The sequence below is a fragment of the Acerihabitans sp. genome (assembly GCF_036398755.1).
GTDB lineage: Bacteria > Pseudomonadota > Gammaproteobacteria > Enterobacterales > Enterobacteriaceae > Acerihabitans.
In genome coordinates this window covers 1-20,161 of record NZ_DASWOM010000114.1, presented here as the reverse complement: position 1 = coordinate 20,161, position 20,161 = coordinate 1, and the positions used below count along the sequence as shown (strand labels likewise).

The 20,161-nt window shown below is 62.2% G+C and carries 16 protein-coding genes; 8 read left to right on the top strand and 8 right to left on the bottom strand.

Annotated features, from left to right (window positions below):
• Nucleotides 1–132 precede the first annotated feature (132 nt).
• On the bottom strand, nucleotides 133–1,578 hold the full coding sequence (gene degP, locus VGC33_RS19140) for a serine endoprotease DegP (RefSeq protein WP_331122368.1): 1,446 nt from the start codon (nucleotides 1,576–1,578) through the stop codon (nucleotides 133–135).
• Between the two features lie 157 nt (nucleotides 1,579–1,735).
• Nucleotides 1,736–3,250, bottom strand: coding sequence for a dGTPase (dgt, locus tag VGC33_RS19135; RefSeq protein WP_331122414.1), 1,515 nt, complete (start codon nucleotides 3,248–3,250; stop codon nucleotides 1,736–1,738).
• A 173-nt stretch (nucleotides 3,251–3,423) separates the two neighbouring features.
• On the opposite strand from dgt, the gene mtnN reads away from it, so the two are divergent.
• The 3 genes from mtnN to VGC33_RS19120 are packed head-to-tail and all read left to right on the top strand — an operon-like array spanning nucleotide 3,424 to nucleotide 5,630.
• The gene (gene mtnN, locus VGC33_RS19130; protein ID WP_331122367.1) at nucleotides 3,424–4,128 is read left to right on the top strand and encodes a 5'-methylthioadenosine/S-adenosylhomocysteine nucleosidase; all 705 of its coding nucleotides are present in this window, start codon (nucleotides 3,424–3,426) and stop codon (nucleotides 4,126–4,128) included.
• Nucleotides 4,128–4,955 carry a vitamin B12 ABC transporter substrate-binding protein BtuF gene (gene btuF / locus VGC33_RS19125; RefSeq protein WP_331122366.1) on the top strand — a complete coding sequence of 276 codons (828 nt, stop codon included), beginning with the start codon at nucleotides 4,128–4,130 and terminating at the stop codon, nucleotides 4,953–4,955. The genes mtnN and btuF overlap by 1 nt, the downstream gene beginning before the upstream one ends.
• Nucleotides 4,956–5,012: 57 nt before the next feature.
• Nucleotides 5,013–5,630 (top strand): TRIC cation channel family protein, encoded by a 618-nt coding sequence (locus VGC33_RS19120; protein WP_414636961.1) that lies wholly within the window; start codon nucleotides 5,013–5,015, stop codon nucleotides 5,628–5,630.
• A gap of 145 nt (nucleotides 5,631–5,775) precedes the next feature.
• On the opposite strand, the gene erpA is transcribed toward VGC33_RS19120, so the two are convergent.
• Nucleotides 5,776–6,120 (bottom strand): iron-sulfur cluster insertion protein ErpA, encoded by a 345-nt coding sequence (erpA, locus tag VGC33_RS19115; RefSeq protein WP_331122364.1) that lies wholly within the window; start codon nucleotides 6,118–6,120, stop codon nucleotides 5,776–5,778.
• A gap of 263 nt (nucleotides 6,121–6,383) precedes the next feature.
• Here erpA and hemL point away from each other — a divergent pair, with 263 nt between their 5' ends.
• A complete protein-coding gene (gene hemL, locus VGC33_RS19110) occupies nucleotides 6,384–7,664 on the top strand; it encodes a glutamate-1-semialdehyde 2,1-aminomutase (protein WP_331122363.1) in 1,281 nt (426 codons plus the stop codon).
• A gap of 142 nt (nucleotides 7,665–7,806) precedes the next feature.
• Here the strand turns inward: hemL and fhuB are convergent, their stop codons facing one another.
• The 5 genes from fhuB to hrpB form a co-directional block, all read right to left on the bottom strand.
• Nucleotides 7,807–9,786 (bottom strand): Fe(3+)-hydroxamate ABC transporter permease FhuB, encoded by a 1,980-nt coding sequence (fhuB, locus tag VGC33_RS19105; RefSeq protein WP_331122362.1) that lies wholly within the window; start codon nucleotides 9,784–9,786, stop codon nucleotides 7,807–7,809.
• A gap of 4 nt (nucleotides 9,787–9,790) precedes the next feature.
• The gene (gene fhuD / locus VGC33_RS19100; protein WP_414636964.1) at nucleotides 9,791–10,768 is read right to left on the bottom strand and encodes a Fe(3+)-hydroxamate ABC transporter substrate-binding protein FhuD; all 978 of its coding nucleotides are present in this window, start codon (nucleotides 10,766–10,768) and stop codon (nucleotides 9,791–9,793) included.
• Between the two features lie 53 nt (nucleotides 10,769–10,821).
• The gene (gene fhuC / locus VGC33_RS19095) at nucleotides 10,822–11,643 is read right to left on the bottom strand and encodes a Fe3+-hydroxamate ABC transporter ATP-binding protein FhuC (RefSeq protein ID WP_331122360.1); all 822 of its coding nucleotides are present in this window, start codon (nucleotides 11,641–11,643) and stop codon (nucleotides 10,822–10,824) included.
• A gap of 207 nt (nucleotides 11,644–11,850) precedes the next feature.
• Nucleotides 11,851–14,391, bottom strand: coding sequence for a bifunctional glycosyl transferase/transpeptidase (gene mrcB, locus VGC33_RS19090; protein ID WP_331122359.1), 2,541 nt, complete (start codon nucleotides 14,389–14,391; stop codon nucleotides 11,851–11,853).
• 83 nt (nucleotides 14,392–14,474) lie between these two features.
• On the bottom strand, nucleotides 14,475–16,940 hold the full coding sequence (gene hrpB / locus VGC33_RS19085) for an ATP-dependent helicase HrpB (protein WP_331122358.1): 2,466 nt from the start codon (nucleotides 16,938–16,940) through the stop codon (nucleotides 14,475–14,477).
• Nucleotides 16,941–17,066: 126 nt separating this feature from the next.
• Here hrpB and thpR point away from each other — a divergent pair, with 126 nt between their 5' ends.
• From thpR to gluQRS, 4 genes are all read left to right on the top strand, one after another.
• Entirely contained in the window at nucleotides 17,067–17,612 is a 546-nt protein-coding gene (gene thpR / locus VGC33_RS19080; RefSeq protein WP_331122357.1) for an RNA 2',3'-cyclic phosphodiesterase, read from the top strand.
• Between the two features lie 26 nt (nucleotides 17,613–17,638).
• Nucleotides 17,639–18,346 carry a DNA/RNA nuclease SfsA gene (sfsA, locus tag VGC33_RS19075; RefSeq protein WP_331122356.1) on the top strand — a complete coding sequence of 236 codons (708 nt, stop codon included), beginning with the start codon at nucleotides 17,639–17,641 and terminating at the stop codon, nucleotides 18,344–18,346.
• 196 nt (nucleotides 18,347–18,542) lie between these two features.
• Nucleotides 18,543–18,998 carry an RNA polymerase-binding protein DksA gene (gene dksA, locus VGC33_RS19070; RefSeq protein WP_162363932.1) on the top strand — a complete coding sequence of 152 codons (456 nt, stop codon included), beginning with the start codon at nucleotides 18,543–18,545 and terminating at the stop codon, nucleotides 18,996–18,998.
• A gap of 82 nt (nucleotides 18,999–19,080) precedes the next feature.
• On the top strand, nucleotides 19,081–19,989 hold the full coding sequence (gluQRS, locus tag VGC33_RS19065) for a tRNA glutamyl-Q(34) synthetase GluQRS (RefSeq protein ID WP_331122355.1): 909 nt from the start codon (nucleotides 19,081–19,083) through the stop codon (nucleotides 19,987–19,989).
• The last annotated feature ends 172 nt before the right edge of the window (nucleotides 19,990–20,161 follow it).

The window sequence follows — 20,161 nt, the reverse complement described above, 5'->3', positions numbered from 1 at the left end:
GGGCGCTCATACATTGTGCAATGGCACAAAGCGTGATCTTACTCACTTATTTTGTGCGGGATATCACATTCTTCCGGGAAATCGGGGGTGGGCATGGCCCACATCCCTGTGAGCCGCGCCGATGGCAAAGGACTACTGCGCCAGCAGGTAAAGCGAGGTGTCGCCGCGTTTGACGTTTAATGCCAGTACCGGCGGTTTGGTATCGAGGATTTTCCGCAGTTCGCCGATATTCTGCACCGGCTGCTGGTTAACACCCAGAATAATATCGCCTTTCTTCAGGCCGACTTTCGCCGCGGTGCTGCCCGCCTTGACATTGTCCACCTTAACGCCCTTCTGGCCGCCGGTGTCCAGGTTGCTGAGCTCCGCCCCTTCGATGCCGGTAAAGACATTGCCGGAATCAAGCTGCGGCTGCGAGCTCTGCTCGAGGATCACCTCGACGTTCACCGGCTTGCCGTCGCGCAGCAGGCCAAGCTGGACCTTGGTGCCGACCGGCTGCGAACTGACATCCGCGCGGAATGCGGCGAAGCTGTTTATCGGCCGGCCGTTCATGGTGACAATGACGTCGCCGGCTTTCACCCCGGCCTTCTCGGCGGCGGATTTAGGCAACACCTGGCTGACAAAGGCGCCGCGCTGGGCGTCGACTTTCATCGCCTTGGCCAGCTCCGAGTTGAGTTCGGTGCCAAGGATGCCGATTTCGCCACGCCTGACCTGGCCGTATTCCACCAGCTGCGCCGTCAGGTTTTTCACCATATTGCTGGGTATGGCGAAACCGATGCCGATATTGCCGCCGTCCGGGGCCAATATGGCGGTATTGATGCCAATCAGCTCACCGTTAAGGTTAACCAACGCGCCGCCTGAGTTGCCGCGGTTGATGGCGGCGTCGGTCTGGATAAAGTTTTCATAGTTTTCGATATTCAGCCCGCTGCGCCCCAGCGCGGACACGATGCCCGAGGTGGCGGTTTCCCCCAGCCCGTAGGGATTGCCGATGGCCACGGTGTAGTCGCCGACCCGCAGCTGGTCCGAATCGGCCATTTTAATGGCGGTCAGGTTTTTAAACTCGATCAGTTGCACCAGGGCCAGATCGGAGCGGGGATCGCGGCCGATGATCTTGGCGTCGAACCTGCGCCCGTCATACAGCTGTACCTGGATTTTTGTGGCGTCGTTAACCACATGGTTGTTGGTGACCACATAGCCTTTCTGGGCATCAATAATCACGCCCGCCCCCAGCGCCATGAACTTCTCCTTGGCCGGCGGGGTATTGCCGTCGCCTTCAGCGCCGCCGCCCTCACCGCCGCCCTGGCACAAAGGCGACGCCTGGAAGGGCGAACCCTCCTGGCACAGCGGGGAGTCCTGGCCGAAGAACTGCTGTAACTGATCCGGCACGCGCGCCGAACTGACGGCGGCGCTGCCTTCAACACTGATGCTGACCACCGAGGGCATCACTTTTTCCAGCATCGGCGCCAGGCTGGGAAGCTGCTGGTTGGTCGAGGCGGTTTCCGCCGCGACCGACGAAAGCGGCGCCAGCGCCACACCCAGACACAATGCCAGCGCACTCAGGACCAAAGGAGTTTTTTTCATTTAACATTATCTCAACTGTAAGAATCAGGTAATGATGCGGACCCATAGCTGTGGTCGTATCTGTGAGATTAATCAAATAACCCGAAGTTCATTTGCAAAAAAACCATAATAGTAAAAAAGTGTTGGACTTATTTACAAAAGCTGCGTTATCCGTCTTTTACTCCGCCGCCATTAAACGTCGATATTCGTCCCAGGCATACAGGTCGGTCATGCCACTAATATAGTCCTGAATTAATCTCGCCCGATAATAAAATTCCATCATGGGCTGCTGGCGCGGTGGATAGCGATTTAATTGCGCTACCGCTTCACCATAAGCCAGGCGATGTTTGGTGGAAAGTTTATGAAACAGGCGGGTGGGGATCATGTAATCCCGGTGGTAATCCTGCGCCGCCAGCTCGCGAAACGCCGCCAGCGGCATTTCCAGCAAGGGATTGTAGATTTCAAGCAGGCCGCTGATGACCCGGTAGCCCTGTAATTCCAGCTGTTCCACCTCCGGATGGTTGAACACGTGTTTAAAGGCCACGCCTTTGAATATTTTCAATAACCGGTAAGCCGGGCTGGAGTCCTCCAGCAGCGCCTGGTTAAAACAGCCTTCGAATATCGGCGACAGATTGTCGAGAAACCGCTTCGCCGCATGGGGCACCAGACGCGCCACGGTATTTACCCGTAAATACATAAAAAACTGATCGCCGCTGCGCAGTCCCTGGTTGCGCATTATCTTATCAAACGCCTGGCCGACCACTTTTTCAAATAAATCGCCTTTATCCACCCTGCCCCATTCTTGTTGCAGGTAGTTATAAAGCTGCTCGACGGTAAAGATCTTTTTTTCCACCGCATCTTCCAGATCGGCGATGCAGTAGGAAATATCGTCGGCGGCTTCCATGATGTAGGTCAGCGGAAAGCGATGGAATTCCCCCAGCGCCAGCTGCTCGCGCAACGCTTTGACATACTCTTCCTCGGCCAGGTAGTAGCCCGGTTTTTTCATCAGGTAGCTAAACTCGGCCGGTATCGCGCCGCGCCAATAGGCCGGACGGGTGTATTTGAGGATACAGCCCACCTGGGCATAAGTCAGGTTGAGCTTCAGCAGGCTATGCACCATGCGGATGGCCTGGGCATTGCCTTCGAAATGACACAGATCGAGCCGGATACGGCTGCGCAGCGCGTTATCGTCGTTCTCGCCGGCGCGCAGGCGCAGCACCTCCACCCGGCAACGATCGTTGCCCTGGGCCTCGTTGCCCAGGCCGGCGATGTCCAGACGCTGGCCGAACCAGTCGTTGATGGCCGCCTCGCCGAAATGGCCGAACGGAGGATTGCCGATATCATGCATCAGGCAGGCCATTTCCACGATGCTTTCAAACGGCGCCTCCAGCAGTTCCAGCCCCAGCGGCGCGATGCGCTGCTCGCGCTTGAGCTGGTGAAAGACCTCTTTGACGATATGCCGCCCGACCTGCTGCACCTCCATGGAGTGGGTCAGCCTGGAGCGCACCGCCGCGTTGCGCTCCAGGGGAAAAACCTGGGTTTTTTGCTGCAGGCGGCGAATGGCGGCGGAATTGATAATCCGCCCGCGATCGCTTTCAAACTGGCGGATGACGCTATATTCATCCTCGGCGACGATGGGCTGACTAAACGGGCGCTGAAAACTGAGCTTCTTGCTAAAGTCGATTACGGACATCATGTTCCCCGGGATGATTTCTTATACCGTGATACCCATACCCGCCGCTAAATGCAACAGCGGCGGTCATTATTTCCGGGCCGCAGCCGTGATAGAATGGCGGCGCCGGTTAAACGGCCAGTTTACTATTCACTATTTATTATCAACTGTTTCTCAACCAGAAGGACAACCAGATGAGAGTTGGCATTATCGGCGCGATGGAACAGGAAGTGTCGCTGCTGCGCGACCAGATGGATAGTCGCACCACCTGGCGGCAGGCGGGATGCGAAATTTACAGCGGCCGGCTCCATGGCGTCGAGGTGGCGTTGGTGAAATCCGGTATCGGCAAGGTTTCAGCCGCGCTGGGCGCCACGCTGCTACTGGATCATTTTCATCCCGATAACGTGATCAATACCGGCTCCGCGGGCGGCCTGGCCTCATCCCTAAGCGTCGGGGATATCGTCGTCTCCACCGAAGTCCGTTATCACGATGTGGATGTTACCGCCTTCGGTTACGAGCCGGGACAAATGGCGCAGTGCCCGGCGGCCTTCGCGGCGGACGCGGCCCTGATCGCCCTGGCGGAAAGCTGCATCGGCCGGTTGGATCAGCACGCCGTGCGCGGCCTGGTGGTCAGCGGGGATGCGTTTATCAACGGCGCGGAGCCGCTGAACCGTATCCGCGCCCTGTTCCCCCAGGCCGTTGCGGTGGAAATGGAGGCCACGGCCATTGCCCATGTGTGCCATCAGTTCGCGGTGCCCTTCGTGGTGGTGCGCGCTATTTCCGATGTGGCGGACCAGGCGTCCCATCTGAGCTTCGACGAGTTTTTGACTGTGGCGGCCGAACAGTCCAGCCGTGTGGTGGCGGCCATGCTGCAAAGCCTGGCCGGACAGCGGCAGTAATGTCGACCCGCAGGGCGGCGCGGGGATGGCTGTTGCTGCTGGCGCTGTTTACCGCCCCGCCGGCCTGGGCGGTCCACCGGGTGGTCAGCCTGGCGCCCCATGCCACCGAAATGGCCTATGCCGCGGGCATGGGCGAGGTGATGGTGGCGGCGAGCAGCTGGTCTGATTATCCCCCGGCCGCGCGCAAGCTTGAGCAGGTTGCCTCCTGGCAAGGCATCAACGTCGAGCGGGTGCTGGCGCTGAAGCCGGACCTTATCCTGGCATGGCGCGGCGGCAACCCGCAGCGTGAGCTGGACCAGTTGGCCGCCTTCGGTATCCCCATTGTCTATATCGATCCGCTGAGCGTGGAGGATATGGCGCGCGCCCTTGATGGCCTGGCGCGCTACAGCCCCCATCCCGAGCAGGCTCATCAGGCGGCGCGCGCCGTGCGCCAGCAGGCGGCGGACCTGAAACGCCGCTACGCCGGCAATGCGCCGGCGCGGGTATTTATGCAATTTGGCGTCCAGCCGCTGTTTACCGCCGGCAAACAGACGCTGCAAAGCCAGGTCCTGGCGCTGTGCGGGGCGCATAATATTTTTGCCGACAGCCCGGTGCCCTGGCCACAGGTAGGCCGCGAACAGGTGCTAAGCCGTAAGCCGCAGGTGATCGTGGTCGCCGGCGACCCTGAGCGCATCACCGCCATCAGGGACTTCTGGCAGCCGCAGCTGGCGGTGCCGGTTATCGCGCTTAACGAAGATTGGTTTAACCGCAGCGGGCCGCGCATTTTGCTGGCGGCGCAGGCCTTGTGCCAACAGTTGGCGGATATGTCCATCACGAAAGCGCACTGAGGTCGGGGTGTATTGAGGTGCCCGCCGTATACGGCGTATTGATACAGGAGCGCAGTGATGTTGGGTTTTCTCGATGTGCTTGGCACGGCGGTATTCGCCGTGTCCGGCGTGCTGTTGGCCGGCAAGTTGCGCATGGATCCGTTCGGGGTGCTGGTGCTGGGGGTGGTTACCGCGGTGGGCGGCGGCACCATTCGGGATATGGCGCTGAATAGCGGGCCGGTGTTCTGGGTGCGCGATCCCACCGATCTGGTGGTGGCGATGGTCACCTGTCTGGTCGCCATACTGGTGATAAGGCAACCCCGGCAATTGCCAAAATGGATCCTGCCGGTGCTGGACGCCATCGGCCTGGCGGTGTTTGTCGGCATCGGCGTCAACAAGGCGTTCGCCAGCGGCACCGGTCCGTTGATAGCGGTGTGCATGGGGGTGATTACCGGCGTGGGCGGCGGCATCATCCGCGACGTGCTGGCGCGGGAGATCCCGATGATCCTGCGTACCGAGATCTACGCCACCGCCTGCATTATCGGCGGCATCGCGCATACCACCGCCTTCCACGTCTTTCATGTCGACGCCCAGCACGCGTCGGTATTGGGCATGGCGATTACGCTTGGCATCCGGCTGGCGGCGATCCGCTGGCATCTGAAACTGCCGACGTTTGAACTGGAAGGCAAGGAGTAATATCGACGAGCAGGGCATCGACAGCCACGACCCGCGGGACGACGGGCCTTTGGCGCCGCTATCGGCGCCAGGGTAAATTACGCGCATAAAAATACCGGCGCGGCATGCCGTACCGGTAACATTGGCAGCCTGTTCCGCCCGGGAATCAGATGCTGAACGACGACCCGCAGCCGCAGGTGGTCTTGGCATTGGGGTTGGTAACGACAAAACGCGACCCTTCGAGCCCTTCGGTGTAATCCACCGAACCGCCGATCAGGTATTGCAGGCTCATGGGATCCACCACTAATGCAACGCCCTGTTTTTCAATGGTTAAATCGTCTTCGTTGATCTTATCGTCAAAGGTAAAACCATATTGGAAGCCGCTACAGCCACCGCCGGTGATATAGACCCGCAGCTTCAGGTTCGGGTTCTCTTCATCCGCAATCAGATGCTTCACTTTTTTCGCCGCTGAGTCGGTGAATTGTAGTGGCAGTACCGCAGTTTCACTCATTACTCTACTCCAGAATTCTGCTCCCAACCAAGGTCATCGGGCTTAAGCCACCAACCCGATGTGAACATTCATTATCCGCTACTCGTCAATTACGTTCAAGTATTGCGCGTTGGCGATATTTTGTTTACCGCTAAGTGCGATCGCGCGGTGGGCCCGGCACGCCGCGCGTTTGCGTCTTTGTCGCCGACAAAGATGTCATATTGCCGGCCAGTTTATTACACTATCGGGGTCAAGGTTTTATTTTTCCCTTCAGGAGCCGATTCATGAGTCATTCCGAAACGCTGTATGCCCAGGCGCAAAAGCTTATCCCCGGCGGGGTCAATTCTCCGGTGCGCGCGTTCAACGGCGTCGGCGGCACGCCGCTGTTTATCGAACGGGCGGACGGCGCCAGGCTGTATGATGTGGACGGCAAAGCCTATATCGATTATGTCGGTTCCTGGGGCCCCATGGTACTGGGCCATAACCATCCGGCGATTCGCGAGGCGGTTATCGAGGCGGTCGGGCGCGGCCTGAGCTTTGGCGCCCCGACGGAAATAGAGGTCAGGATGGCCGCCCTGGTGACCGCGCTGGTGCCGTCCATGGATATGGTGCGCATGGTCAATTCCGGCACCGAGGCCACCATGAGCGCCATTCGCCTGGCGCGCGGCTATACCGGGCGCGATAAAATCATCAAGTTCGAAGGCTGCTATCACGGCCACGCCGACGGCCTGCTGGTCAAGGCCGGCTCCGGCGCGCTGACCCTCGGCCAGCCCAGCTCCCCCGGCGTGCCGGCGGACTTCGCCAAACATACCCTGACCGCCACCTTTAACGATCTGGATACGGTGCGGCAGGTGTTCGAGCTGTACCCGCGGGAAATAGCCTGCGTTATCGTCGAGCCGGTGGCCGGCAATATGAACTGCGTTCCGCCGCTGCCGGCGTTCCTGCCCGGCCTGCGCGCCCTGTGCGATGAGTTCGGCGCGCTGCTGATTATCGATGAAGTGATGACCGGCTTTCGGGTGGCGCTGGCGGGCGCCCAGTCCTATTACGGCGTGGTGCCGGACCTGACCTGCCTGGGCAAAATCATCGGCGGCGGCATGCCGGTGGGGGCGTTCGGCGGGCGGCGCGAGGTGATGCAGGCGCTGGCGCCCACCGGTCCGGTTTACCAGGCCGGCACGCTGTCGGGCAATCCGATTGCCATGGCCGCCGGTTTCGCCTGCCTGACCGAAATTTCACGGCCCGGCGTTTATCCGGCCCTGACCGAACGGACCGATCGCCTGGCGCGGGAATTGCTGGCGGCGGCGCATGCGGAAAATATTCCGCTGGTGGTGAATCACGTCGGCGGCATGTTCGGCATCTTCTTTACCGACGCGCCCGCCGTCACCTGCTATCAGCATGTGATGGCCTGCGATGTCGAGCGGTTTAAACGCTTTTTCCATATGATGCTCGACGAGGGGATCTACCTGGCGCCGTCGGCCTTTGAGGCCGGGTTTATGTCGCTGGCCCACGGCGACGACGATCTGGAGCAGACGATCGCCGCCGCCCGGCGCAGCTTCGCCCGGCTGTAATCGGTCCCGGCCGCCGATGGCGGCGGTAGTGCGGGCGGCGGCATGGCTTTGGCGCCTGCCGCCCCTGGCGCGGGGACGACTCCGGCGCCGGCCATGCCGCCCGGCTATCGTCCATCCCGGCGCGGCATATCATCCCTATACATCAGCGTCCCTGCCGGCGCAGCAGCACGATAAAATACGGCGCGCCGATAAAGGTCGCCAGCAGCCCCGCCGGGATCTGGTTGGGAAACATCACCATTCTCCCGGCCCAGTCGGCCAGCAGCATCAGCATCGCCCCCAACAGCGCGGCCATCACCAGTTGCGGCATCGCCCGGCGAAAGCCGAGCATCCGCGCCATATGCGGCGCCATCAGGCCGATAAAACTTAACGGGCCGACGGTCAGCGTAGCGCCGGCGGTCAGCACCGCCGCCAGCAGCAGGATAACCAGCCGGGCGCGCGCCAGCGGCAGGCCCAGCGATCGCGCGGTTTCCCCGCCCAGCGGCAGCACGTCAAGCCAGCGGCGGCACCCGGGCACCAGCAGCAACAGGACCAGCGCCGTCGCCGCGCTGGTTATCGCCTGTGACGGGCGCACGCCATAGGTCGAACCGGAAATCCAGGTCAGCAGGCCGCCGAGACGCGGATCGCCGCTGGCCAGCAGCAGGGTCACCAGCGTGGTAAAGGCGGTGCCCAGGGCGATGCCCGCCAGCAGCATACGCTGGGTGGAAAAATGCCGCCGCCCCGCCACCAGCAGGATGGCGGCCAGCGTCAACGCCGCCCCCAGGCTGCCCGCCGGCAGCAGCCAGATAAAGACATCCCCCGGCAGCCAAAACATCATCAACACCACCGCGGAAGCCGCGCCGGCGCTGATGCCGAGCACTTCCGGACTGCCCATGGGATTGGCGGTCAGCTTCTGGATAAGGGTACCGGCGGCGGCCAGCATGACCCCGGCGCTTAGCGCCGCCAGCGTACGCGGCCAGCGCCAGGGCAGCAGGCGCAGCAGCTCATCGCCGCCGGCCCAGGACCATCCCAGGCTGTTGCGGCCCAACGCCAGCGCCACGCACACGCCGATCAGCAGCAGCACCAACCCGCCCGCGGCCCACAGCGCGGCGCCGGCGCGCTCCGGACGAGACGCGCCTGTAGGGTCCGCCGCGGCAGGCGCCACGGCATGGCGCAGCCGGGGCAGCAGCCAGAGCAGGATCGGCGCGCCAATCAGCGCGGTGGCCGCGCCGGTGGGCACATCCCGCCACACCTGCGACAGCCAGACCATGACCTGATCGGTAAACCACAGCAGCAGCGCGCCGATAAGCGGAGCCAGCAGCAGGCGCGGCAACAGACGCCGGGCGCCGAGCAATTTCGCCAGCAGCGGCGCGAACAGGCCGATAAAGCCCACCACCCCCACCGCGTTAACCAGCAGCGCGCTGAGCACGATGGCCAATGCCAGCGCCGCCAGACGGGCGCTGGACAGCCCCAGACCCAGATTGCGCGCCACGGCATCATCCACGCCCAGCAAGGTCATGGGACGAATCAGCAGCAAGGCCAGCAACAGCCCCAGCCCCAGCCGCGGCAGCAGGAACCATACCTGATGCCAGTCCTGCTGGTTGAGCGCCCCGCTGCTCCATAAAAACAGGTTTTCCAATTGCTGATAGTGGAAAATGGCCAGCAGGCTATTGACGGCGCTGCAGTACAGGCTAAGCACCAGGCCCGCCAGGATCAGGGTCACCGGCGACATGCGCTTGCCCCAGGCCACGCCGAATACCAGCGCGCCGATGACCAGCGCGCCCAGCAACGCGGCCAGTTGCTGGGCCATTTGTCCGCCAGGCAACAGCCACAGCGTGGTTACGGTTATTCCCAACTGCGCGCCGCTGGCTACCCCGAGGGTCGATGGTTCCGCCAGCGGATTGCGCAGCACCTGCTGGAACAGCACGCCGGCCAGCGCCAGCCCGGCGCCCACCAGCGGCGCTATCGCCAGGCGCGGCAAGGTGCTGTAATGGAAAATGACCTGGCGGATATCCAGCATATCGGGCCGCCACAGCGCCCCGATCCATAGCCGGCCCGGCAGCACCTGCAGCGCGTTATGCCCGCTGAGCGCCAGCGCGCCCAGCGCCAGCGCGAGCAGCCAAATAAATCCGCCGGCGCGGTTCATCGCCTCACCACTGTTCTTCCACCTGTTGCAGCATGCGGCAAAAGCGCAGGGCGGACAGGGTCGCGCCATAAATCCAGATGGCCGGCACGGTGCGCAACATTTTCCGGCGCACAAAGGGAATGGCCTGCCACAGGGGCGTGGCGGCCACGCGCGACGTTAATGCCGCATCGCCGTGGTCCAGGCAAATGGCCCGCGCCAGGGGCAACGTCGCCAAGCGTTCAATGCCCACCACCGCGGTGCCCCAGAAATTATTTTCTCCCTGCCAGACGTTGGCTATCGCCAGTTGGTCCATTACCTGGCCGAATAAACTGGTGCCGCCGATAATAAGGGCGTGGCGGTCGTCCATAAGGGAAAACATCAGCAGGGGCTGGCGGCGATATGACGCCAGCCGGGATCCGGCCTCGGCCAGTTCGCGGTCAAAAGCCGCCAGATGGGCCTGGGCGGCGGGCATTCTGTCCAGGCGCCGCGCCAGGGCCAGCAGCCCGGCGCGCGCGGTGGCAAGCGGCCGTCCCCGCTCGTCGGTAAAACCAAATCCCATGGCCGGTGCAATGGCGCGCAGTTGTTCGGGGCGCGGACCATAGCCCTGGGAGTAGAGGATTAAGTCCGGCTGGAGATCGGCGATAAGTTCAAAATTGGGTTCGGTGCGCTGGCCGACGTCGACAATAGAGGCCGGCAGCACCGGTTCCCGCACCCATAGCCGGTAATCCTGGCTACCGGCGACGGCCAGCGGCGTCACGCCAAGGGCGAACAGCAGCTCCACCGGCAGCCATTCCAGGGCGATAATGCGTTTGTACGACTTCGCCTGGCCAGAACCGGCCGTTGCCGCCGGGTCCGTGGCGCCTTTATCCGTCGCACTGGCATCCGTCGCACACCAGGCCTGGGCCCCCCAGAACGCCGGACCCCAGGCCAGGGGCGACAGCAGCATGGCGGTCAGCAAACGGCGGCGGGCGCCGTCGATATGCGAGCCGCCGTTTGCCGGGATGTCCAGGGACGCGCGGTCTTGGCGCGGGCCGGTCTGATGCTGATAACGCCGCATTAAATCACAAAGCTCACCGGCGCGCCGCCGCCCGGATGGGGCAGGATGCCCATCGGAATACCGTAAATGGTTTCCAGCACCTCGCCGCGCATCAGCTCCAGCGGCGATCCCTGGGCAATCATTGCGCCGCCGCGCAGCGCCGCCAGGTAATCACAGTAGCGTGCCGCCATATTGATATCATGCAAAACCGCGATAACCGTCAGGCCGCGCTCCTGGCTCATGCGTTTTATCAACGCCAGCACGTCCACCTGATGGGCGATATCCAGCGCCGAGGTGGGTTCATCCAGCAGCAGGCAGCGGCTGTCCTGCGCCAGGGTCATCGCCAGCCAGGCGCGCTGACGCTCGCCGCCGGAGAGGCTGTCCACCAGCCGGTGGGCAAGGGATTGCAGGCCGACCACCTCGATGGCATCCTCCACATGCAGGCGATCGGCGCTGCCGAAACGGCCCAGCGCGCCGTGCCAGGGATAACGGCCCAGGGCCACCAGCTCGCGCACCGTCATGCCTTCGGCCGCCGGCAGCTGCTGCGGCAGATACGCCACCTGCCGGGCAAAGGCCTTGCTCTCCCACTCCGCCAGGGGTTTATCGTTCAGGCGCGCCACGCCGCCGCTGGCCAGATGATGGCGGCCCAGAATTTTCAGCAGGGTGGATTTGCCCGACCCGTTATGACCGATGAGGCCGCAGACCTTGCCCTGGGGAAAAGTGAAGGTCAGCGGCTGGAGCAATAGGCGTCCCGGTACCGAAAATTCCACCCGTTGCAAGGCAAAGGTCGCATTCTGGGTGGCGGAGGAATGGTTATCTGAAGCTGTCGCGAAATCTTGCATAAGCCCAATAAAGCAAATGATAATTATTCAAAAAAGCAATAATAGGCGGAAGACTGCGGCGACTGCAAGGGAATTCAAGCCAGGCGATTGCCGCTGAATAAAAAAACGCCACGCCGGTGCCGGATTGCCGGGGATACCGCTTGCGGCCGCCGGCGGGTTTATGCCCGGGGGCGACCTATCGCCCCCGGGCAATCCGCGGCGGGACATTTATTTGCCGAACATATCCTTGATCCAGCCCGCGACGCCGTCGCTACTCTCCGGCTGTTGCTGCTGCGGCTGGCCTGACTGCTGCTGGTCGGGCGGCGTTTGCGCCGGTTGCTGCGCCACCGCCTGGCTGGCCTGGCACAGCGCCTGCGGGCTGTCGGTCCAGACCGGGATCACCCGCATGCTGCTGTCGCTGTTACAAACGAAATTACCGGCATAATCGATGGACATCTGGTTGATCTCCTCCGGCGGGATGACGTTAAGCGTCAGCGGCGCCTGGTTTTCCAGGTAACGGCGGTAGAGGGTCAACGCGCCGTTGGCGCCGGTCAGCTTCGCCGGGCCGTTGTTGTCGCGCCCGACCCAACTGATGGTCACTTCTTTACCGTCCACGCCGGCAAACCAGCTGTCGCGCAAATCGTTGGTGGTACCGGTTTTACCGGCCAGATGGAAATTGGGAAACTTCACCGCCAGCGAACGCGAGGTGCCGCGCGCCACCACCTGCTGCATTCCGTATAACGTCAGGTATGCCGCCTGAGCCGGCACCACGCGTTCCGCCTGCGGGAAGCTCTGGTAAAGCACCTTGCCGTCCTCGCTTATCACCGAGCGCACAGCCGACAGCGGCGCGCGATTGCCGCCGCTGGCAATGGTCTGGTATTCCTGCGCCACTTCCATCGGCGTAAGGCTGATGGCCCCCAACAGCATGGCCGGCACGGGATTGATCACCTCTTTGGGGATGCCCAGCTTTTGCAGGGTGGCGACGATATCCGGCAGGCCCACCGCCAGCCCCAGGTTCACCGTCGGCACGTTAAGCGAGTTGGCCAGCGCGTCGACCAGCATCACCTTGCCGCGAAACTGGCGATCGTAGTTTTTCGGCGCCCACAGCTGCCCGTTCGGCTGTTTGAGCGAAATGGGCTCATCGGCGATCCAGGTATTCAGCCGGTATTTATCCGGCTGGCTCAGGGCGGTAAGGTAGGTAGCCGGTTTTGCCAGCGACCCCACCGGACGACGCGCCTGCATCGCGCGGTTAAAACCGGCGAACTGCGGATCCGAACCGCCCACCATCGCGCGCACTTCGCCGCTGAAGCGGTCAACCACCACCATGGCGCTTTCAAGATCGCTCACGCCCCTTCCGGCGCGCAGGGCCGGCACACCGGCTTCCACCGCTTTTTCCGCCGCGTCCTGCGAAATCGGATCGAGCGTGGTGAAAATTTTCACGCCGGACAAGTCATTGATTTTATCGCCCAGTTTCGCCTGCAGCTCCTGGCGCACCATCTGCATAAAGGCCGGCTGCGGCGTAATCACCCCGCCGCGCGGCTGCACGCCAAGCGGACGCGCGCTCAGCATATTATACAAATCCTCATCGATAACCTGCTGGTTTTGCAATAGCTTCAGCACCAGGTTACGACGCTCGAGCGCCATCTGCGGATTGCGCCAGGGATTGTACAACGACGCGCCCTTGACCATGCCCACCAGCATGGCCTGCTGGTCCAGGCTCAGTTCATCCACCGGCCGGCCGAAATAATAGAGACTGGCCAAGGGGAAACCGCGAATTTGCTCGCTGCCGCTCTGGCCGAGGTAGACTTCGTTCAGATACAGCTCCAGTATGCGATCCTTGCTGTAACGGTAATCGAGGATCACGGCCATATAGGCTTCGTTTACCTTGCGCCACAGGGAACGCTCATTGGTCAGAAACAGGTTCTTGACCAATTGCTGGGTCAGGGTGCTCCCCCCCTGTACCGCGCGCCCGGCGGTAATATTCGCCAGGAAGGCGCGGCCGATGGAGCTGATGCTGATGCCGTCATGCTGGTAAAAATGGCGGTCTTCGGTGGCAATCAGGGTATCCACCAGCAGATCGGGGAATCCGGCGCGCGGGACAAACAGCCGCTGCTCGCCGTTGGGGGATTGCAGCATGGTGATAAGGCGCGGATCAAGACGGAAAAAACCGAAGCTGCGCTGCGTATCCTGGTTTTGGATTTGCAGCAGATGGTCGCGATCGAAGGTCAGCACCGCGTGGATCTGCCCTTCCTTGCTGTCGGGGAAATCAAACGGGCGGCGCAGCATATCGATGCTGTTGGCGCGAACGCTGAATTCCCCCGGACGGGTAATCCGGGTCACCTGGCGATACTGCATCCCTTCCAGCAGGTTGACCATTTCGCTTTTGCTGTAAGGCATGCCCGGCTCCAGGTTTACCATGCGGCCATACACCGCCGCCGGCAGTTGCCAGACCTTGCCGTCGATGCGGCTGCGGATCTGCGCGTCCAGGTAAACACCGTAGATCACCAGCAAAATCACCACCACCAGGAAAATCTTGATAAGCAATGCCAGCAGGCGCCGCTTGCCGCTTTTGCGCGGCGGGCGCGCTTTGCCTTTAGCGGGGGGCTTACGTGGCGGCATTAGGTTGTCCTCCTGGTCGTCATAGTCATCCTGATCATCTTCATTGATTTCGTCGTCGTCCCGGTGACGTCGCACTGGCGGCTTATTTGTCACTTTACGTCCGGACGGCCTGCCATGGCGTCCAATAGGTTCGCGATCATCCCCAGACATCGTTGTGATTCTCCATACTTCCGACGGATTCCCCGCCCACTCTGTTCCTCTCCCATCTTAACCGGAAGAGGAAACCTCTGAAATCAACCCTGCTGATACTTTTTGGTGCGCCGGGTCGGTACCGCCAGGGCCGGATTATCCGGCCAAACATGCTTGGGGTAGCGGCCTTTCATCTCTTTTTGCACCTCGCGGTAGGCTCCCTGCCAGAACGCCGCCAGGTCGCGGGTAATCTGCAACGGATGGGCCGCGGGCGATAACAGCTCCAGCACCAGCGCCACGCGCCCTTCGGCCAGCAGCGGGCTGGCCTGTTCGCCGAACATTTCCTGCATCCTTACGGCCAGCACCGGCGGCTCGCCGTGCTGGTAACGCACCGGCAGCCGGCTGCCGGTGGGCACAGTGTAGTGGCTGGGCAGCGCAGTATCCAGTCGTTGACGCAATCGCCAGTCCAGCAGGCGCAAAAGCGCCTCGCCGAGATTGACCTGGCGCAGGGCGCGCACGTCATGCACGCCCGGCAGGGACGGCTGCAGCCACAGCGGCAGGGCCGCCAGCAGCGCCTCGTCGTCCACCCGTGGCCAGTCCACTTCCGGCAGCCAGTCGCGGGCGCACAGCAGGCGCTGGCGCAGCTGCTGCGCCGGGCCATCCCAGTTGAGCACCGCCAGACCCTGCTCGCCAATCCAGTTGAGCAGCGCCCGTTGCATCAGTTCGCCGGAAGGTCTGGCCTGCGGCTGCTCGCGTAAAATCAGTCGCCCAAGCTGCTCGCGCCTGAGCACGCGCAGGGTCCCCTTTTCCTCATCCCAGCGCATGGCGGTGGCGACCGTCAGCCAATCGGGGCGGGCGGCCACCAGCGCGGCGATATCCACCGGCAGCGCCAGCCGGATGGCCGCATCGGCGTTTTGCCCCAGTTGCATCAACCCCGGCACGATAAGCCATTCCATCGCCGTCAGCGCGTCGTCGGCGGCCAACGCCGCCCCCAGGCCATTGGCCAGTTGATAACGCCCGGCGGCATCGCGCCGCCGGGCTATGCGATCGCGAAAGCCGCAGGCCAGTATGGCGGGCGCCAGCGCGCCGTCCGGCTTGCCCCAGCGGGGCGACAGGCGCCGGGCCAGTTGCCTGGCGCGCCGCAGCCAGTGGGACTGCGGGCGCGCCAGCGCGTCGCGCAAATCGGGCGAACCGGCACGAGGCGGCTCCTCGATAATGGCCGCCAGCAGCGCGGCGGTCGCCAGGCTATCGTCATCGTCCCGCGCATGGCACAGCATGGCCGCCAGGCGCGGTTCACAGCCCAGTTGCGCCATGTTACGCCCCAGGGTGGTCAGACGCTCCGCCCCATCGACGGCGTCCAGCTGGCGCAGGGTGCGGCGGGCCGCGGCCAGGATGGGTTCCGGCGGCAGGTCCAGCCAGCTGAGCTTAGCCAGGTCGGTACAGCCCCATTGCAGTAATTCCAGATAAAAACCGCTGAGATCGCTTTGCAGGATTTCCGGCCGGCTATGTTCCGGCGCGCGTTCCGCCTGGGATTGACTGAAGAGATGCCAGCAAACGCCGGGAGACAGGCGGCCGGCGCGGCCGGCGCGCTGCACCATGGACGCCTGGCTGACGCGCTGGGTGACCAGGCGGCTCAGCCCGCTTCTGGCATCGAAATCGCTCACCCGTTCCAGCCCGCTGTCCACCACCAGGCGAATGCCTTCTATCGTCAGGCTGGTTTCGGCGATATTGGTGGCCAGCACCACTTTGCGCCGGCCGGCCGGCGCCGGCCGGATGGCGCGCTGCTGTTCGTCCAGGGTCAGCGCGCCATACAACGGACAAAGATCGACCTCCGCGCCGACCCTTTGGGACAGCAAGGCCAGCACGCGATGAATCTCCCCGACGCCGGGTAAAAACAACAGCAGCGAGCCGGTATGGGATAGCAGCATCTCGTTCACCGCCGCGGCAATCGCCTGGTCGGGACGAGCCTGGGAAGGCAGCGGGCGGAAAACCCGCTCCACCGGGAAACCGCGGCCAACGGAGCGAATGACCGGCGCGTCCGGCAGAAGCGCCAGCAGGCGCCGGTCATCCAGGGTGGCGGACATGATAAGCAGCCGCAGATCGTCGCGCAGTCCCTGCTGCACTTCCAGCAGCAGCGCCAGCGCCAAATCGGCCTGCAGGCTGCGTTCATGGAATTCATCAAGGATAACCAGGGAGACGCCGGACAGCTCCGGGTCCTGCTGCAGCATGCGCGTCAGGATGCCTTCGGTTACCACTTCCAGCCGGGTGTGCGGCCCCGCGCGGCTTTCGGCGCGCATGCGGTAGCCGACGGTCTGGCCGGGGGTTTCGCCAAGCTGCTCGGCCAGGCGCAGCGCCACGTTTTTGGTGGCCAGACGCCGTGGCTCCAGCATAAGGATACGCCCGGGCAGGCCGGCGCGCCGCAGGATTTCCAGCGGCAGCCAGGTGGATTTTCCCGCGCCGGTGGGCGCGTGCAACAGAACCTGCGCGGCGCCTTGCAACGCGTGCAATAACTCATCGACTACGGCGGCGACCGGTAAAGACGTCACGACGGCTCCATTAAAGATTAACATTCTGCGCCGGGCATTGTAGCATCGCTTGATCGAAGATCAGAATCCTCGCCGCATTTCCCCGCCATTGGCGACCTGAGGTTGACCATGGGAAACGGCGAATCACCCACGCTACCAGCCGGGACCGCCATGCCATCCACCCGTCGCCTGTTTTTCGCCATCGCGCTGCCCGACGCCCTGCGCCAGGACGTGATCGACTGGCGCGCCGCCCGGTTCCCTCATGAAACCGGCAGGCCGGTGGCGGCGGCCAACCTGCATATCACCCTGGCGTTCCTGGGCGAGGTGGGCGCCGGCAAAGAACAGGCCCTGCGCGCCGCCGCCATGAGATTGCAACAAAAGCCCTTTACCCTTGCCCTGGACGATTGCGGACACTGGCCCGGCTCCGGCGTGGTGTGGCTCGGCATGAAACGCGCGCCGCGCGGATTGTTGCAACTGGCGCAGTGGCTGCGCGCGCAGGCGGCCCGCAACGGCTGCTATCAAAGCCCGCTGCCGTACCATCCGCACGTCACGCTGCTGCGCCAGGCCCATCAGGCGGTGGCGCTGCCGCCCGGCGCGCCGGGATGGGAAATAACCGTCGGGAGTTTCGGCCTGTACGCCTCGCTATTTGACAACGGGCGCGCCCGCTATATGCTTCTCGATAGCTGGCCGCTCGCCAAGACGGACGGGCGGGATTAAACCGCTTGGCGCTTAGGGGTAATGTTATGCATTTCAGTCCGGTATTAAAACCCGCCCGCCTGGTGCAGCGCTACAAACGTTTCCTGGCGGACGTTGTCACCCCGGACGGCGGGGAGATGACCATTCATTGCGCCAATACCGGCGCCATGACCGGCTGCGCCGTTCCCGGCGATACGGTGTGGTATTCCACCTCCGATAATCGTAAACGTCAATATCCGCACAGTTGGGAACTAACTGAAACCGCCGGTGGTCAATGGATAGGCGTGAATACTCTGCGCGCCAACGCCCTGCTGGCGGAGGCGGTGCGCGCCGACGCCATTCCCGAGCTGACGGGCTATACTACGCTTACCGCCGAAGTAGGTTATGGCGTAGAAAATAGTCGGATTGATTGGTTATTAGCAGCGGAAAATCGCGCAAACTGCTATATTGAGGTGAAATCCGTCACATTACTGCAACAGGAGTGGGGATATTTTCCCGATGCGGTAACGATACGCGGACAAAAACATTTACGAGAACTACAAGCAATGGCAACAATGGGTCACCGTGCCGTACTGTTTTTCGCGGTGTTGCACTCCGGAATACACCGGGTGGCGCCCGCCCGGCACATTGATCCCCATTACGCTGATTTGGTATTGCAGGCGCAGCAGCATGGCGTGGAAGTACTTTGCTATGGCGCGCAATTATCACCTGACGGTATCGTGTTAAAAAATGCTGTACCGTTATTTATTTCATAGGCGGCTTTTAGGGAAAAAAGGATAAATCATCCGGTTTTTCCTTAGCTTAATCGCCGGCCGGATACGCCTTTCTTCACACTCTTGTCAAGAGGGCGTCAGGAATAATTGCTAACCTTAACGTCATCTGTTATTTATAGCGGCCTGTTTTTTTCCCCACGTTGGGGATCGATAGTGCGTGTTATGAAGGAGAAGCAACATGCAAGAAGGGCAAGACCGTAAGACATCCTCCTTGAGCATTCTCGCCATCGCCGGGGTGGAACCGTACCAGCAGAAGCCGGGCGAGGAGTATATGAATGCGGCCCAGTTGCTGCATTTCAAGCGCATCCTCGACGCATGGCGCAACCAGCTCAGGGATGAAGTGGGTCGTACCGTTTCGCATATGCAGGATGAAGCGGCCAACTTCCCGGACCCCGTGGACCGCGCCGCGCAGGAAGAGGAATTCAGTCTTGAACTGCGTAACCGCGACCGGGAAAGGAAATTGATCAAGAAGATCGAAAAAACGCTGAAAAAAGTAGAGGACAAAGATTTCGGCTTCTGCGACTCATGCGGCGTGGAAATCGGCATTCGCCGCCTGGAAGCGCGGCCCACCGCTGATTTATGCATAGATTGCAAGACCTTGGCTGAAATCCGCGAAAAGCAGATGGCAGGGTAAAATCAATCCAGATTGCCGCGATGCTGCCCATGGAACAGGCCACGGCGTCGCGGTAACTGTACGGATTCGCCTTTCCCGAGATATGGCTGCGCACAGCACCTACATGGGGCGATTTGCCCCCTCGCCTTCCGGCGCCCTGCATTTCGGCTCGCTGGTCGCGGCCTTGGGGAGTTTTCTCCAGGCCCGCGCCTCCCAAGGGCAGTGGCGGGTGCGTATCGAAGATATCGATCCTCCCCGCGAAGTTCCCGGCGCCGCCGATACCATTTTACGCCAGTTGGCCCATTATGGCCTGCACTGGGACGGTCCCGTCTGCTACCAATCCCAACGCCACGCCGCTTACCTTTCCGTCCTGGAAGATCTGCGCGCGCGCGGGCTGAGCTATTATTGCCACTGCGCCCGCGCCCGCATTCAGGCTCTGGGCGGCATTTACGACGGCCATTGCCGCGCGCTCGACCTGCCGGCGCGGAACGCGGCCATCCGTCTGCGCCAACTGGCCCCCGTTGTACAATTTCGCGACCGTTTGCGCGGTGATATCCACGCCGACCCGGCTCTTGCCCGCGAGGATTTTATCATCCGTCGCCGCGACGGCCTGTTCGCCTATAATCTGGCGGTGGTGGTGGATGACGCGGCGCTCGGCGTGACCGAAATCGTGCGCGGGGCCGATTTGATCGAGCCTACCGTGCGGCAATTGGCACTGTACCGTCAATTAGGTTATAAAGAACCGGAATATATTCATTTACCGCTGGCGCTGACGCCCACGGGCGCCAAACTGTCCAAGCAGAATCATGCGCCGCCGTTGCCCGAAGGCGATCCGCGGCCAACGCTTGCCGACGCATTAGCGTTTTTAAATCAACCGGTAGCGCAAGGGTGGCGGGATTTGACCCTTGAGAGTATGTTAGACTGGGCTATTATGCATTGGTCCCTGGCATCCATACCGATTTCGCCATCGAGCACGACATGCGCCCAAACGTTCTCAAAACACCCGGGGTGAGCTATGATTAGCCGCTGTTTTTGTTGCTCCCGTTTATTTGTTACTATTGAGGTGTACTATTTTTACCCGAGTAGCCAACTTCTGCCGTAAGGTGCTGAACCGGGAAACCGTGGTGGCGGCACCAGAGGATAGACGCCCTTTGACGATTATCCCGCGCGACCAGCACACCATC

What these genes read in the sequence shown, in the direction of transcription:
- degP (WP_331122368.1), bottom strand. Translation starts at nt 1,578, where the DNA reads ATGAAAAAAACTCCTTTGGTCCTGAGTGCGCTGGCATTGTGTCTGGGT.
- dgt (WP_331122414.1), bottom strand. Translation starts at nt 3,250, where the DNA reads ATGTCCGTAATCGACTTTAGCAAGAAGCTCAGTTTTCAGCGCCCGTTT.
- mtnN (WP_331122367.1), top strand. Translation starts at nt 3,424, where the DNA reads ATGAGAGTTGGCATTATCGGCGCGATGGAACAGGAAGTGTCGCTGCTG.
- btuF (WP_331122366.1), top strand. Translation starts at nt 4,128, where the DNA reads ATGTCGACCCGCAGGGCGGCGCGGGGATGGCTGTTGCTGCTGGCGCTG.
- VGC33_RS19120 (WP_414636961.1), top strand. Translation starts at nt 5,013, where the DNA reads ATGTTGGGTTTTCTCGATGTGCTTGGCACGGCGGTATTCGCCGTGTCC.
- erpA (WP_331122364.1), bottom strand. Translation starts at nt 6,120, where the DNA reads ATGAGTGAAACTGCGGTACTGCCACTACAATTCACCGACTCAGCGGCG.
- hemL (WP_331122363.1), top strand. Translation starts at nt 6,384, where the DNA reads ATGAGTCATTCCGAAACGCTGTATGCCCAGGCGCAAAAGCTTATCCCC.
- fhuB (WP_331122362.1), bottom strand. Translation starts at nt 9,786, where the DNA reads ATGAACCGCGCCGGCGGATTTATTTGGCTGCTCGCGCTGGCGCTGGGC.
- fhuC (WP_331122360.1), bottom strand. Translation starts at nt 11,643, where the DNA reads ATGCAAGATTTCGCGACAGCTTCAGATAACCATTCCTCCGCCACCCAG.
- mrcB (WP_331122359.1), bottom strand. Translation starts at nt 14,391, where the DNA reads ATGTCTGGGGATGATCGCGAACCTATTGGACGCCATGGCAGGCCGTCC.
- hrpB (WP_331122358.1), bottom strand. Translation starts at nt 16,940, where the DNA reads ATGTTAATCTTTAATGGAGCCGTCGTGACGTCTTTACCGGTCGCCGCC.
- thpR (WP_331122357.1), top strand. Translation starts at nt 17,067, where the DNA reads ATGCCATCCACCCGTCGCCTGTTTTTCGCCATCGCGCTGCCCGACGCC.
- sfsA (WP_331122356.1), top strand. Translation starts at nt 17,639, where the DNA reads ATGCATTTCAGTCCGGTATTAAAACCCGCCCGCCTGGTGCAGCGCTAC.
- dksA (WP_162363932.1), top strand. Translation starts at nt 18,543, where the DNA reads ATGCAAGAAGGGCAAGACCGTAAGACATCCTCCTTGAGCATTCTCGCC.
- gluQRS (WP_331122355.1), top strand. Translation starts at nt 19,081, where the DNA reads ATGGCTGCGCACAGCACCTACATGGGGCGATTTGCCCCCTCGCCTTCC.